This window comes from Nonomuraea sp. NPDC049646 (assembly GCF_044465525.1).
Classification (GTDB): Bacteria; Actinomycetota; Actinomycetes; order Streptosporangiales; family Streptosporangiaceae; genus Nonomuraea.
The window spans coordinates 685333-699384 of record NZ_JBITLU010000003.1; the positions used below are offsets into that span (position 1 = coordinate 685333).

A 14052-nucleotide genomic window follows, 5' to 3' on the forward strand; every position below is an offset into this window, starting at 1 on the left:
GAACGCGACGGGCCCCGGGCACGTCGCCGGCCGGAGGGTCAGCGCCCGAGCCCGAGAGAGGCGACGAGGTCGCGCATCTCGTCGTCGTAGATCGCGGCCGGGTCGTGGACGAGGGTGCGCCTGGGCGGGATGGAGCACCTGGCGCAGGAGAGCCGGACGCTCGGCGTCAGCACCGAGCTGCCGGACCTCTTCCTGGCCCTGGCCCGGCGCGCGGCGGACGGCGGCCACGCCGGCGACGGTTACGCGGCGATGATCGAGCAGTTCCGGCGGCCCTCGGCCTGACGTCCTGCGACGGCGCTAACCGCCGATGACGAGGGTCTCCGCGGAGCCGTCCGCGTCGGGAGGGTCGCCCGCGGCCTTCCGGCGCGCGGCGTCCGGCCGTCCCGGCGTGCCGCGCAGGCGGGGCAGGCGCGAGGCCACGAGCGTCACCAGCGCGCCTGCCCCCGCCGCCGCCACCAGCAGGTACGCCGGAACCCCGCCACCGGGCACCTCTCCGGACGGACCCCGCGCAGCCACGCTCCCCCCGGCCCGCACCCCAGCGCGCGTCGCGGTCGGCTCACCGGCCGGCGCCGGCGTGCTCTTGCCCGGCGGGAACCCCGGCGGCCGGACCGCGCCCCACGGGTCCTTCCCGTCCCCGCCGAACGTCGCCACCTTGTCCGGCGGCACCGGGTCGGCCAGCAGCCGCCCGGGAACCGTGAGCGTCCCCACGGCGTACGGCTCGAACCAGCCCTGGAGGCCCTCCACCCGCCACACCCCGTCCGGCACGGCCACCGACGTGGCGTAGTGCCCGGCCTCGGGCAGCGGGGTGCCGGCGAAGGTGACGGTCCTGCCGTCGGCCCGGGTGAGGCGCAGGCCGACCGGGTCCAGCTCGCCCGCGTAGGGATGCGTGCCGTGCTGCAGCACCCAGAACCCCAGTGTGTACGTCTTCCCGCCCGCGAACGCCGCCGGCGGCGGATCGAGGTAGGTCACCGCCCATCCCCCGCGCGCGGAGGCGGACGCCGCCCCCGCCCACCACCCGGACACCACCAGGACGACCAGCACGACAGCCGTCAGCGCGATCGGCCTGCCGGCCGGTACGGCCACGTTCGTCTGCATCATGCACCTCCGACCTCCCTACACCGCCCGGCCCCGGGAGGTTCCGCCCGCCGGACGGGTGCGACAATTCCCGGCGCGGCGCGCACAATGGAGTCAGCACGAAGAAAATCAGGGCGAGAATTCGGCGAGGAGCAAGGAGGCTTACGCCGTGTCCGCCACCGGAGGCGAATATCTGACCGCGATGCTCGACGTTCTGGTTTACGAGAACGTATTGGTCGCCTGGCGCCGCGCGACGGGCGGTTATCTGATCGTCACGCACGAGGGCGAGGAGCTCCGGCTGACCGCGCAGCAGGCGGGGATGTGGGCGCAGGGGGCGTTCGCGGTTTATCTGGCGTTGGTGGACCAGCGCCGTATCACTCCGCGCATCCCCGGTGACACCACAGCGCAATAACACGCGTCAGAACAAAAACCCATTTTTCCAGATTTGTCGTCACAGCGGCCGCGGAGAACCGGTCAGGCCGGTTTTCTGGCGCGTCCGAGAATGTGCGGCAGCCTCGGCGACAACGGCAGCGGCCGGAACGCGAACCGTTCGCGCTCCTCGATCACCAGCCCGCTGTCGGTCAGGGCGCGCTCGGTGTCGCGGTTGAGGCGGCACGCGCCGGCCATCCGCCGCCACAGCGGCGTCACGAGGTCCTGCAGCAGCGCGCCGGCGGCCCGCGAGGAGCGCACGTGCTCGTAGAACCGCACCTCGCCGCCGGGCCTGAGCACCCGGAACACCTCGCCGAGCGTCGCCCGCTGGTCGGGCACCGAGCACAACACCAGCGAGAGCACCACGGCGTCGAAGGAGTCGTCGGCGAAGCGCAGGTCCGCGGCGTGCCCGGCGACCACGCTCACGGGCACCGGCGCGCCGGCCGCGGCCTGACCGGCCAGCCGCCGCAGCCGGTCCTCCGGCTCGACGGCGACCACCTCGCGCACCGCCGCCGGGTAGTGCGCGAAGTTCAGCCCGTTGCCCGCGCCGACCTCCAGCACCCGTCCGGCCAGCCCGGCCAGCAGGCGCCGCCGGTGCTCGGCCGTGCCCCGCCGCTCCGACTCGGCGCTCATCCGCTCGTACGCCCGGGCGAAGCGGGGGTTCTGGAACCGCGTCAGGTCCTGCACGTCCCCCACGCTAACCCGCCCGCCCGCGCGGCGCGCGGCTCCGTCACGACCGGACGAGGCGGGCGATGGCGTCGGCGGCCTCCTTGACCTTGGCCTCCGCCTCGCCCCCGCCCTTCTGCGCCGCCTCGACCACACAGTGCGCCATGTGCTCCTCCAGCAGCGACAACGCGAACGACTGCAACGCGCTCGTCGTCGCCGAGACCTGCGTCAGGATGTCGATGCAGTACTTGTCGTCCTCGACCATGCGCTGGATGCCCCGCGCCTGGCCCTCGATCCGGCGCAGCCGCCGGAGGTGGTCCTGCTTGCCGTCGGTGTACCCGGCCATCTCCCGGTCCTCTCGCTCGCTACACCGACCGCAACACGGTACCCCCCTACCGTATTCCGGAGCGGGGCCGTCAGGCGCCCTGGTTGTTCATGAAGCGCGAGATCAGCCACTGGCCGCCCTGGTGCGAGAGCATGAACAGCTCGCGGTAGGTGGTGTCGCCCTGCTTGCTGGTCGAGCGCGCGAAGGCGTCCTGGCTGCCGGCGTTCCGCGTCTCGTCGATGGTGTGCGTGGCCGACTTCAGGTCGGCGCCGTCCTTGAGCAGCTTCTCGTAGAGGCTGCGGACGGCCTGCGAGCCCGTGGCCGTGGCCTGCCCGTCAAAGGCCACCACGGCGTCGCTGGTGAACGTCTTCACGACCGCGTCCACGTTGCCGGACTTCAGGGCGTCGAAGTAGTTCTGCACGGCGGCGCGCGGCTGGGTGGCGGCCGTCATGGTGCCGGTCGGCGTAGCGGTCTCGGTCATGGTCTCAGTGGCGGTCGGCGACTCCATGCCGGTCTCGGTGGGCGTCATCATGGTCTCGGTCGGCGTGGCCGGGCTGGCCTCCCCCTTCATCGCCTGCGTGTTGCTCCCCGCGGAGCAGCCCGCGACCAGGACGACGGGAACGATCGCGGCCAGCAGGAGTGCCCTGCGCTCAGAAATCTTGCTCATGGCCGGGTTGATGCCCTCGCCGGTCGTGCACGAATGCCCGGTTTAGGCACTCCGCACAACCCCTTTACCTCATGTCGGTATTACTCACGGTAACGCTTCACTGTCATTGGTGAGACCGTTCAGAGCTGTGATCGTTGCCGACCCGAGACCGGGTGGGGAAGGGCCGCCTATAGCGTCCCTCCAGTGCGGCCAACACAGGCGAACCCGGAACCACTGCCCCAGCGTGAGGACGCCGAGCGCTGTGCCAGCGTCCGGTCCGGGCGGCGGTGCGTGCTTCCCGCGGCTCACCCCACCCCGCACGTCTACCCGCCCATGGAGGCCCTCTAGCGACGTCCTCGCAGGTGAGACGGTCGGGCGGCGGGGCAGGTGACGACGATGGACGAACCGACGACCACCGTCACGCCCTGTGAGGACGGCCCGCTGCTGATCAGAGGCCCCTTCGAGCTGCTGACTCAGGACGGCGAGCCGATCGACCCCGGAAGGGCCACGGTCGCGCTGTGCCGGTGCGGCCGGTCGTCGACCAAGCCGTTCTGCGACGGCTCGCACAAGTCCGTCGGCTTCAAGGCGTCGAGCGAGCCCGACCCGCCCGCCGACTCCTGAGCCCGCGCGCGCAGCCACCGCGCCGAGTGGGCGGCCCGCGCGAGCCGTCCCCCCGCGTACGGCACGCCGCCCGCGCAGGCCGCCCCCACCGCCAGCCAGGAGCACACCGCCCGCTCCAGCACCCACACCGGCGCGAACAGCGAGGCGCCGGCGGGGAAGACCCGCCGCCCGCCGGCCCGCCGCCGCCCGGCCTCGGCCAGCGCGACGGCCGCCCCGGCGGCGGCCAGCAGCGGCAGCGGACGGCGCACCAGCGCGAGCGCGGGCAGCACCGCCAGGAACGACGTCAGCCGCACCGGCTGGGCGAGGTCGTCGTAGGCCTGCCGGACCCGCTGCGACCAGAACCGCCGCGCGTCGCACGGCAGCCTGCGGACGTACAGGCCGGGCGGGCGCAGCTCGCGTCCGCCGTGGGCGCGTACGGTGCGGACCAGCTCCAGGTTCTCGAACAGCACGTCGCCGTCGTAGCCGCCCATGGCCAGGAAGAACGAGCGCCGGACGCCGAACGTGCCCGGGTAGTCGGCGCCGAACGCGCGGTTGAGCAGCGTGCGGGCGGTGTCCCAGCGGGCGTGCCAGGGGGCGGGGTCGAAGTAGTTCTGCGGCCTGACCAGCTCGGCGCGGGCCAGCAGGGCGTGCATCTCGGCCAGCGCGGGCAGGTCGTAGCGCACGTCGTCGTCGGCGATCACGACCCGGTCGCCCGCGGCCAGCCGCAGCCCGGTCGTCACGCCGTTGACCTTGCCGTTGGCGAAGGACAGGCCGGCCGCCGGGCCGACGTGCCGGACCAGGCAGCGCCAGCGGCGGGCGTGGCGGGCGTACAGCTCGGGCCGGCTGCCGTCGACCACGGTCACGCGTACGTGCGGCGCGAGGGCGCGCAGGTACTCCGTCAGCTCGTCGAGGCCGGAGTCGTCCTGCCAGCGCAGCGGGATCACGTAGTCCAGGTCGATCACGCGGGCGCCTCCTGGTCGAGCAGGGAGGACGCGCCGCGTTCCCAGCGGCCCATGACGTGCTCGGCCCAGCGGCGTTCGAGGGCCAGGGCGCAGGCGGCGCCGTACAGGACGTCGCCGGTCAGGTGGGGGAAGGCGGCCGCGAAGCCGCCGCACAGGTCGGCCGCGGCGATCTGCTCGTGCACGGCGTCGGCCTGCACGTGCTCCTCGTAGAACCGGGCCGCCGCCGCGTCGCCGCCGAGCCGGCGCAGGCCCGCGGCGTAGCGGCGGTTGGGCAGCGAGGAGGTCATCTCGATCGCGGCCAGGTGGCCGACCAGCGCGCCGCGCAGCCGCCGGTGCAGCCCGAACAGCGACATGGTGTTGGTGACGGCCAGGGTGACCGCGGGGACCCGGGGCAGGTACGCGCCGTAGGAGTCGTCGAGGCCGAGGCCGCGCATGGTGTGGCCGAACAGCTCGCAGTGCATGCGCTCGGGCCGGCCGCCGCCGTACTCGTCGGCCTGGATCTCCACCAGGGCCGCCTTGGGCCGGCCGCGCAGGCGCGGGATCGCCCAGGTGTGCGGGTCGGCCTCCTTCAGGTGGTAGATCGAGCGGTGGATCACGAACTCGCGGAAGGCGTCGATCCCGGCCTCGCGCTGGAGGTGGAGCGAGACCGACGGGCCGTCGCCGTCCTCGGCGGTCAGCGCGGTGAGCGCGCGCCGCACCTCGCCGGGCGGCACCGGCCCGGGACGCGGCACCGCCCCGGCCAGCTCCCGCTCGAACCGGTCCTCCAGCAGGCCGCGCAGGCGCAGCAGCGACGGCTCCCACTCCCAGCGGTCGTCCACCTCGTCGAAGCCCTGGTAGTGCAGCTCGTAGCAGGCGAACAGGGCGAGCTGGAGATCCTCCTCGCCGTCCGGCGCGGGGGCGTCGGGCAGCGTCGCGGGCGGCCGGGCGAGCCGGTCGAAGAGCAGGTCGGTGAGCGGGCCACGCGCGGGCGGCAGGCGCATCAGGCGGCCTTGCGGTAGACGGAGACGTGCGCGCGGCTCTCGTCGGTGAACGGGGTGCCGATCCAGTCGGCCCAGCGGTGTTCCAGGGCCATCCCGGCCAGCCTGGCCATCAGGTCGAGCTCGCCGGGCCAGGCGTAGCGGTGGTTGGCGGGCAGCAGCCGCACGCCCTCGCCGGTCAGCCGTACGCGGGTGGTGCGCATGTGCTGGGTGGCCGGGGCGAGCCTGGCCGCCTCGATGAGGACGACGTCCTCGGCCAGCGACAGCAGCCGCAGCGCCGAGCCGTCGCGGAAGGCGGCCGGGTCGGGCACCCATGCCTCGACCACGAACCGCCCGCCGCCGCGCAGGTGCCGGGCCGCGTTGGCGAAGCAGTTGACCTGCGCCTCCTGGGTGGGCAGGGCGAAGATCGTGTTGATCGCGAGCACCACCAGCGCGTACGAGCCCTCGACCCGCATGGTGGAGAAGTCGCCCACCGTCACGGGGACGGCCGCGCCGCCGGGTTTGGCGCGCAGCTCGCGGGTCATCTCCGGCGAGGCGTCGATCCCGGCGACGGACAGTCCGCGGGCGGCGAGCGGGAGCGCCAGCCGCCCGGTGCCGATGCCGAACTCCAGCACGGGGCCGCCCTCGGCCAGCGTCGCCAGCCGCTCGACGGCCGCGCCGGTCGGCAGCTCCGTCACCGTGGCGTCGTAGATGTCGGCGATCCCGCGCCCGTAGGCGGAGGCGTCGTAGGCCACGCGCACCTCCTGTCCCCCGTGTTTCAGCAGGTCAATGCCCCTGGCCTGATCGGCTAAACGCTGACCTCCACCCGCCCGGCCGCCACCCGCACGGCATAGACGGGCACCTGGACGGCCTCCTCGTCCAGGCACGCCCCCGACACCAGCGAGAAGACCTGCTTGTGCAGCGGCGAGGCCACGGTGGGCTCGCCCCGCCTGGTGCCGACGATGCCGCGCGAGAGCACGTACGCGCCGCTGAACGGGTCGAGGTTGTCCAGGGCGTGCACGTGCCCCTCGTAGGTGCGGAACAGCGCCACCTGCCGGTCGCCGACCAGCGCGCAGACACCGCGCTCCGGCGGCAGGGCCGCGTACTCGCAGACCGGGGTCCAGCTCATCGGGCCATCACCGGCCTGATCTGGCCGCGCTCGGAGGCGAACACGATCGACGGGTCGGGCACGCCGGGGGCGTTGACGAAGCTGACGAACCTGCCCAGCTTCTCCGGGTCGTCCAGGGTCGCCGCCCACTCGTCGGCGTAGGTGGCGACGTGCTGTTCCATCTGGGCGTCGAGGTCGGCGCAGATGCCGAGCGAGTCTTCCATGATCACCTTCCGGAGATGGTCGAGGCCGCCGTCCAGCGACTCCAGCCAGGCGGCGGTGCGCTGCAGCCGGTCGGCGGTGCGGACGTAGAACATCAGGAACCGGTCGACGGTCCTGATCAGGTCGCCGGTGCTCAGGTCGGTGGCCAGCAGGTCGGCGTGGCGGGGCCGGAAGCCGCCGTTGCCGCCGACGTACAGGTTCCAGCCCTGCTCGGTGGCGATGACGCCGAAGTCCTTCGACCTGGCCTCGGCGCACTCGCGGGCGCAGCCGGACACGGCCGACTTGAGCTTGTGCGGCGAGCGCAGGCCGCGGTAGCGCAGCTCCAGGGCGATGGCCAGGCCGACGGAGTCCTGGACGCCGTAGCGGCACCAGGTGGAGCCCACGCACGACTTCACCGTGCGCAGCGCCTTGCCGTAGGCGTGGCCGGACTCGAAACCGGCCTCCACCAGGCGTCGCCAGATCTCCGGGAGCTGCTCGACCCGGGCGCCGAACAGGTCGATGCGCTGCCCGCCGGTGATCTTGGTGTAGAGCCCGAAGTCGCGGGCGACCTCGCCGATCACGATGAGCTTGTCCGGCGTGATCTCGCCGCCCGGGATGCGCGGGACGACCGAGTACGTGCCGTTCTTCTGGATGTTGGCGAGGAAGGCGTCGTTGGTGTCCTGCAACGCGGCCCGCTCGCCGTCGAGCACGTGCCCGTTGTGCAGCGAGGCCAGGATCGAGGCCACGGCGGGCTTGCAGACGTCGCAGCCGCGCCCCTGCCCGTGCTCGGCGATGAGCCGGGAGAACGTCGTGATCTTCCGCACCCGGACGATGTCGAACAGCTCGGCCCGCGAGTACGCGAAGTGCTCGCACAGCGACCTGCCGACCTCGACCCCCGACTCCTCCAGGAGCTGCCGGAGCATCGGCACGCAGCTCCCGCACGTGGTGCCGGCCCGCGTGCACGCCTTGAGTCCGGGCACGTCGGTCACGCCCAGCTCGGCGACGGCGTGCCGGACGTCCCCCGCGCACACGTTGTTGCAGGAGCAGACCTGCGCGTCGCCGGGCAGGTCGAGCGGCGCCCCCGAGCCGCTGAACAGCAGGTCGGAGGGCGGCGCGGGCAACGGCTTGCCGACGAACGGCCGCAGCGCCGCGTACGGCCCGGCGTCCCCCACGCAGATGCCGCCGAGCAGCGTGCGGGCGTCGTCGCTGATGAACAGCTTCTTGTAGACCCCGGCGACCGGGTCCATGTAGGTGACGTCGAGGGCGCCGTCCATCGCGCCGAACTGGGCGACCTCGACGCCGAGCAGCTTCAGCTTCGTGGAGGTGTCCCCGCCCGCGAACGACGACGTCCCGCCCGTGATCCGGTCGGCGGCCACCTCGGCCATCGTGTTGCACGGCCCGACCAGGCCGTGGACCGTGCCGCCGGCCAGCGCGCACTCGCCGATCGCGTAGACCGACGGGTCGGAGGTGCGCATCCCGTCGTCGACCACGACGCCGCCCCGCTCCCCCACCTCCAGCCCGCACGCCCTGGCCAGCTCGTCGCGCGGCCTGACGCCCGCCGAGAACACCACGACCTGGCCCTCGATCAGCGTGCCGGACGGCGTGCGCACCCCGGCGACCCGGCCGTCCGGCCCGGTGACGACCTCCTGGACGCCCGACCCGGCGTGCACGCCGAGCCCGAGTGCCTCGATGTGGCTCTTGAGCACCGCGCCGCCGCCCTCGTCCACCTGGCGGGGCATCAGCCAGGGGCTCATCTCGACGATGTGCGCCTTCAGGCCGAGCGCCCGCAGCGCGTCGGCCGCCTCCAGGCCGAGCAGGCCGCCGCCGACCACGACGCCTTCGGCCGCGTCCGCGGCGGCCGCCCGGATGGCGTCCAGGTCGTCGATGGTGCGGTAGACGTGGGCGTGCTCGCGTCCTGGCACCGGCGGCACGAACGGCGCCGACCCGGTGGCCAGCACGAGCACGTCGTACGGCTCGGCGGCCCCGCCCTCGACGGTCACCGTCCGCGCCGCCCGGTCGACGGCGACGGCCCGGCTGCCCAGCCGCGTCACGGTCCCGGCGGGCACCGGGTAGGTGAGGTCGGCCACGGTGGCCCCCGACAGGTACGACGTCAGCGCCACCCGGTCGTAGGCCGGGCGCGGCTCCTCCCCGATGACGGTGATCCGCCCGTCGAAGCCCCGGCTCGCCAGGGTCTCCACGAAGCGGTGCGCGGCCGGGCCGTACCCGACGACGACGATCCTCCTCATACCGGCACTCCTTCCTGATCGCACAACCAGCCGACGATGCCCTCCACGGCGTCGCGGCAGGTGCCGCAGCCGGTGGTGGCCCTGGTGGCGGCGGCCACCCCGGCCACGTCGCGGGCGCCGGCCTCCCAGCACGCCCGGATCTGTCCCTTGGTCACGCTGTTGCACCGGCAGACCTCGGCCGCGTCCGGCATCAGCACCGGGCTGTCCGCGACCGGCGCCGCCGACAGGCCCGGGAACAGCAGGCCCGCGCGGTCGCCCGGCACCGGGCCGCCGCGGTCGAAGAGCTGGGTGAGGGTGCCGACGGCGTCGCTCTCGCCCAGCAGGATCGCGCCCACCAGCCGCCCGTCGCGGATGACGAGCTTGCGGTAGGTGCCGCGGGCGCGGTGGCTGAAGCGCACCACCTCGGCGTGCTCGTCGCCGAGCTGCGTCTCGCCCATGGCGGCCAGCTCGACGCTCCTGGCCTTGAGCCTGGTGACCAGCCGGGAGCCGCGGTAGCGGGCCTTGCCGCCGGTGATCACCTCGGCGGCCACGGCGGCCTGCTCCCAGGCGGGGGCGACCAGGCCGTACACCGTGCCGTCGTGCTCGGCGCACTCGCCGACGGCGAAGATCGACGGGTCGCCGGTGCGCAGCTCGTCGTCCACGACGACGCCGCGCCGCACCTCCAGCCCCGCCGCGGCGGCGAGCCCGGTGACCGGGCGCACGCCGCAGGCCAGGACGATTAGGTCGGCCTCGACCAGCTCGCCGCCGGCCAGGCGGACGCCGTCCGGCTCGACCGCCGTCGCGCTGACGCCGGTGCGCGCCGCCACGCCGAGCCCGGCCAGGGTCTCGCCGAGCACCTCGCCCGCCTCGGCGTCGAGCTGGCGTTCCATCAGGTGCCCGGCCAGGTGCAGCAGCGTGACCGGCAGGCCGCGCCCGGCCAGGCCGCGGGCGGCCTCGATGCCGAGCAGCCCGCCGCCGACGACGGCCGCGCGGCGCGCCCGCCCGGCCGCCCGCACGATCCGCTCGCAGTCCTCCAGCGTGCGGAACGGCACGGCCCGCCCGACGCCGGGCAGCGGCGGCACGACCGCCTGGCTGCCGGTGGCCAGGACCAGCAGGTCGTACGGCTCGCGCCGCCCGTCCGCGGTCACCACGTCCTTGGTGTCGCGGTCGATGCGGGCGACCTCGGCGCCGGGCACGGCCTCGACGCCGTGCGCGGCGTACCACGAGGGGTCCAGCAGCCGAACCTGGTCGGGACGCGAGCTCCCGGCCAGCACGTCCGACAGCAGGACCCTGTTGTACGGCGGGCCCGCCTCGGCCCCGAACACGGTCACCCGCATCCGCGGGTCGCGCGCCCGCACCTCGCTGACCAGGCGTGCGCCGGCCATCCCGTTCCCCACGACGACGAGCCTCATGAGTCCCTCTCCACCCTGACCGCGCAGACCTTGAACTCCGGCATGCCGGACACCGGGTCGAGCGCCGGGTTGGTGAGCCGGTTGGCGCCCTCCCAGTGGAAGGGCATGAACACGGTGTCGCGCCTGATGGCGTCGCTGATCCTGGCCACCGCCCTGCTCTGGCCCCGGCGGCTGCTGACCCGCACCAGGTCGCCCGCGGCGACGCCGAGCTGCGCGGCCAGGTCGGGATGCAGCTCCACGAACGGCTCCGGGGCGGCCCGCACCAGCGACGCGATCCGGCGGGTCTGGGCGCCGCTCTGGTAGTGCGACAGGACGCGGCCGGTGCTCAGGTACACCGGGTAGTCCCGGTCGGGCTCCTCGGCCGCGGGCCGGTGCTCGACCGGGACGAACCGGGCGCGGCCGTCCGGGTGGGCGAAGCGGTCCAGGAACGGCCGGGGCGTGCCGGGGTGGTCCTCCGACGGGCAGGGCCAGAAGAGGCCCGTCCCGGCGGCGATGCGCTCGTAGGTGATGCCGGAGTAGTCCGCGACGCCGCCCGCGGCGGCCCGGCGCAGCTCGTCGAAGACGGCGGCCGGCTCGGTGTCGAAGCGGTGGCCCAGCCGGGCGGCCAGCCCGGCGATGACGTCCAGGTCGCTCCGGACGCCCTCCGGCGGCGCGACGGCCCGGCGGCGGAGCAGGACGCGGCCCTCCAGGTTGGTCATCGTGCCGTTCTCCTCGGCCCACTGGGTGACCGGGAGCACCACGTCGGCCATGGCCGCGGTCTCCGAGCGCACCACGTCGGCCACGACCAGCAGGTCCAGCCCGGCGATCCGGCCTCCGACGTGCCCGGACGCGGGCGCCGACACCACCGGGTTGGACCCGAACAGCAGCAGCGCCCGCGGCCCGCGCGGGGTGCCGAGCGCGTCCAGCAGCTCGTACGCCGACCGCCCCGGCCCCGGCAGGTCCTCGGCCCGCACCCCCCACACCTGCGCGACGTGCGCGCGCGCGGCCGGGTCGTCGATCCTGCGGTAGCCGGGGAGCTGGTCGGCCTTCTGGCCGTGCTCCCTGCCGCCCTGGCCGTTGCCCTGGCCGGTCAGGCAGCCGTAGCCGGAGCCGTGCCGGCCGGGCAGGCCGAGCGCCAGGGCCAGGTTGATGAACGCGGTGACGGTGTCGGTGCCCTTGGCGTGCTGCTCGGCGCCGCGCCCGGTCAGCACGTACGCGTTCCGGGCGGCGGCCAGCGCGCGGACGGCCTGCCGCATCCGGTGCACCGGCACCCCGGTGACGCGCTCGACGCGTTCCGGCCACCAGGCGGCCAGCGAGGTGCGCACGTCGTCGAAGCCGGTGGTCCTGGCCGCCACGTAGTCCGCGTCCACGAGGCCGTCGGCGATCGCCAGGTGCAGCAGCCCGAGGGCGAGCGCCAGGTCGGTGCCGGGCGTGGGCTGCAGGTGCAGCCAGGCGAGCCGGGCCGTCGGGGTGCGGCGCGGATCGACGACGATCAGCCGCGGCCCCGACAGGTGCCGGACGAACGGCGGCATGGTCTCGGCCACGTTCGCGCCGGCCAGCAGCACGACGTCGGCGTCGGCCAGGTCGGTGACCGGGAACGGCAGGCCCCGGTCCATGCCGAAGGCCCGCAGGGAGGCGGCGGCGGCCGAGGACATGCAGAAGCGGCCGTTGTAGTCGATCTGGCTGGTGCCGAGCGCGACCCTGGCGAACTTGCCGAGCTGGTAGGCCTTCTCGTTGGTCAGCCCGCCGCCGCCGAACACGGCCACGGCGTCGGGGCCGTGCTCGGCGCGGATCGCGCGCAGCCGGCCGGCGACGTGGTCGAGGGCGGTCTCCCACTCCACCGGCTCGCCGTGCAGCAGCGGCGTGGTCAGGCGTTCGCCGTTGGTGAGCAGCTCGGCCGCCGTCCATCCCTTCTGGCACAGCGCGCCGGGGGCGTTGGCCGGGACGTCGGTCCTGGGGCTGATCTCCAGTGCGGGGCCGATCTCCATGCCGCACTGGAGGGCGCAGTAGGGGCAGTGTGTCTTCGTCATGTCAGACCCGGGCGTGGGCGAGGCTGGCGACGACCGTGACGCCGACGGTGCGGGTGTAGCACCACCAGGTCAGCGCCAGGCAGGCGGCGTAGAAGGCGGCGAAGGCCGCGAACGCCGGCGCCGGGGTGCCGGCCGCGGCGAACGCCATGCCGAAGGCCCGGTTGACGAGGAACCCGCCGAGCGCGCCGACCGCCGAGATGACGCCGATCGCCGCCGCGGCCTGACGCCTGCCGTGCAGCAGCGCCTCAGGGCCCGCGCCGCGCTCGGCGACCGCCTTGGCGTGGAAGATCGCCGGGATCATCCGGTACGTCGAGCCGTTGCCGATGCCCGCGGTGAGGAACAGCAGCTGGAAGGCCAGGAAGAACAGCCAGAAGCCGCCCGCGGCGGCGGCCGCCCAGGCCAGCAGCACCCCGGCGCCCATGGCCGCGAAGTTCCACTGCGTCACGCGCGCGCCGCCCAGCCGGTCGGCCAGCCAGCCGCCCACCGGCCTGATCAGCGAGCCGAGCAGCGGCCCGGCGAAGGCGACGGCCGCGTACGGCGCGTCGGGGAACAGGCTCTTGCTCAGCAGCGGGAACGCCGTCGAGTAGCCGATGAACGAGCCGAACGTGCCGACGTACAGGACCGCCATGATCCACGTCTGCGCCCGTCCGGCCACCGCGAGCTGCTCGCGCGGCTCGGCCCTGGCGCCGGCCAGGTTGTCCATGAAGAACCACGCGCAGGCCGCGGCCACCACGATGAACGGGATCCAGAACCAGCCCGCGGCGGCCGTCCCGAGCGAGGCGATCACCAGCGGCACGACGAGCTGCACCGAGCTGACCCCGACGTTGCCGCCCGCCGCGTTCAGCCCGAGCGCCAGCCCCTGCCTGCCGCGCGGGTAGAAGTAGGTGATGTTGGCCATGCTGGAGGCGAAGTTCCCGCCGCCCACCCCGGCCAGCGCCGCGATCACCAGGAACAGCCAGTACGGCGTGCCCGGATCGTTCACCGCCACCCCGAGCAGCACGGCCGGGACCAGCAGCAGCGCCGCGCTGGCGACGGTGAAGTCGCGCCCGCCGAACCGGCCGGGCCCGAACGTGTAGGGCACCCGCAGCACGGCCCCGACCAGGTTCGGCAGCGCGACGAGCCAGAAGAGCTGGTCGGTGGAGAAGTCGTAGGCCCCCATCCGGGTGGCCACGACGCTCCACAGGGTCCAGACGGTGAACCCGAGATGCTCGGCCACGATGGAGAAGACCAGGTTGCGCCGGGCGACGTGCCTGCCGGTCCGCTGCCAGAAGGCCGGGTCGTCGGGGTGCCACTCGGTGATCCAGCGCGCCATCGATCTCTCCTCCGCTCGGCGTCGGGAGCACCACGGTAGGAAGGCCGCGTTACGCGTTCCGGCAGCCGGCGGGGGTGCGCCGGTTACGTGTGATTCACCGCGGTAACAAGGCGCGCACAAGCGTCAC

At 74.2% G+C, this 14052-nt stretch carries 14 protein-coding genes and 1 pseudogene; 3 read left to right on the plus strand and 12 right to left on the minus strand.

Going from position 1 to position 14052, the window contains the following annotated elements; translation table 11 throughout:
• Window positions 1–114 precede the first annotated feature (114 nt).
• Window positions 115–282 carry a hypothetical protein gene (locus tag ACIBQ8_RS12160; RefSeq protein ID WP_397191918.1) on the plus strand — a complete coding sequence of 56 codons (168 nt, stop codon included), beginning with the start codon at window positions 115–117 and terminating at the stop codon, window positions 280–282.
• A 15-nt stretch (window positions 283–297) separates the two neighbouring features.
• Here the strand turns inward: ACIBQ8_RS12160 and ACIBQ8_RS12165 are convergent, their stop codons facing one another.
• Window positions 298–1098 (minus strand): hypothetical protein, encoded by an 801-nt coding sequence (locus tag ACIBQ8_RS12165; protein WP_397177945.1) that lies wholly within the window; start codon window positions 1096–1098, stop codon window positions 298–300.
• Between the two features lie 145 nt (window positions 1099–1243).
• Between ACIBQ8_RS12165 and ACIBQ8_RS12170 the strand changes: the two genes are divergently transcribed.
• Window positions 1244–1486, plus strand: a complete 243-nt coding sequence (locus ACIBQ8_RS12170) for a hypothetical protein (RefSeq protein ID WP_397177946.1) — start codon at window positions 1244–1246, stop codon at window positions 1484–1486.
• A gap of 62 nt (window positions 1487–1548) precedes the next feature.
• Here the strand turns inward: ACIBQ8_RS12170 and ACIBQ8_RS12175 are convergent, their stop codons facing one another.
• The 3 genes from ACIBQ8_RS12175 to ACIBQ8_RS12185 all read right to left on the minus strand — a co-directional run bounded on the left by ACIBQ8_RS12175 (window position 1549) and on the right by ACIBQ8_RS12185 (window position 3161).
• A complete protein-coding gene (locus ACIBQ8_RS12175) occupies window positions 1549–2190 on the minus strand; it encodes a class I SAM-dependent methyltransferase (RefSeq protein WP_397177947.1) in 642 nt (213 codons plus the stop codon).
• A 43-nt stretch (window positions 2191–2233) separates the two neighbouring features.
• Window positions 2234–2515: a metal-sensitive transcriptional regulator gene (locus tag ACIBQ8_RS12180; RefSeq protein ID WP_397191919.1), complete on the minus strand. Its 282-nt coding sequence runs from the start codon at window positions 2513–2515 to the stop codon at window positions 2234–2236.
• A 70-nt stretch (window positions 2516–2585) separates the two neighbouring features.
• Window positions 2586–3161: a YybH family protein gene (locus tag ACIBQ8_RS12185; RefSeq protein WP_397177948.1), complete on the minus strand. Its 576-nt coding sequence runs from the start codon at window positions 3159–3161 to the stop codon at window positions 2586–2588.
• Between the two features lie 375 nt (window positions 3162–3536).
• Between ACIBQ8_RS12185 and ACIBQ8_RS12190 the strand changes: the two are divergent.
• Window positions 3537–3650, plus strand: a pseudogene (locus tag ACIBQ8_RS12190) (hypothetical protein); the annotation flags it as partial.
• Here ACIBQ8_RS12190 and ACIBQ8_RS12195 read toward each other — a convergent pair.
• From ACIBQ8_RS12195 to ACIBQ8_RS12230, 8 genes are read right to left on the minus strand one after another with little or no spacing between them, the layout of a single operon-like run.
• Entirely contained in the window at window positions 3614–4702 is a 1089-nt protein-coding gene (locus ACIBQ8_RS12195; RefSeq protein ID WP_397191920.1) for a glycosyltransferase, read from the minus strand. The pseudogene ACIBQ8_RS12190 and the gene ACIBQ8_RS12195 overlap by 37 nt on opposite strands.
• Window positions 4699–5682 (minus strand): iron-containing redox enzyme family protein, encoded by a 984-nt coding sequence (locus tag ACIBQ8_RS12200; protein WP_397177950.1) that lies wholly within the window; start codon window positions 5680–5682, stop codon window positions 4699–4701. Before ACIBQ8_RS12200 ends, ACIBQ8_RS12195 begins: the two co-directional genes overlap by 4 nt.
• Window positions 5682–6413, minus strand: coding sequence for a class I SAM-dependent methyltransferase (locus tag ACIBQ8_RS12205; protein WP_357991730.1), 732 nt, complete (start codon window positions 6411–6413; stop codon window positions 5682–5684). Before ACIBQ8_RS12205 ends, ACIBQ8_RS12200 begins: the two co-directional genes overlap by 1 nt.
• Before the next feature lie 53 nt (window positions 6414–6466).
• A complete protein-coding gene (gene nirD, locus ACIBQ8_RS12210; protein WP_358284421.1) occupies window positions 6467–6787 on the minus strand; it encodes a nitrite reductase small subunit NirD in 321 nt (106 codons plus the stop codon).
• The gene (gene nirB / locus ACIBQ8_RS12215) at window positions 6784–9213 is read right to left on the minus strand and encodes a nitrite reductase large subunit NirB (RefSeq protein ID WP_397191921.1); all 2430 of its coding nucleotides are present in this window, start codon (window positions 9211–9213) and stop codon (window positions 6784–6786) included. Before nirB ends, nirD begins: the two co-directional genes overlap by 4 nt.
• On the minus strand, window positions 9210–10604 hold the full coding sequence (locus ACIBQ8_RS12220) for an FAD-dependent oxidoreductase (protein WP_397191922.1): 1395 nt from the start codon (window positions 10602–10604) through the stop codon (window positions 9210–9212). The genes nirB and ACIBQ8_RS12220 overlap by 4 nt, the downstream gene beginning before the upstream one ends.
• Window positions 10601–12613: a molybdopterin oxidoreductase family protein gene (locus tag ACIBQ8_RS12225; RefSeq protein ID WP_397191923.1), complete on the minus strand. Its 2013-nt coding sequence runs from the start codon at window positions 12611–12613 to the stop codon at window positions 10601–10603. The genes ACIBQ8_RS12220 and ACIBQ8_RS12225 overlap by 4 nt, the downstream gene beginning before the upstream one ends.
• Before the next feature lies 1 nt (window position 12614).
• Window positions 12615–13925, minus strand: a complete 1311-nt coding sequence (locus ACIBQ8_RS12230) for an MFS transporter (RefSeq protein ID WP_397191924.1) — start codon at window positions 13923–13925, stop codon at window positions 12615–12617.
• Between the last annotated feature and the right edge of the window lie 127 nt (window positions 13926–14052).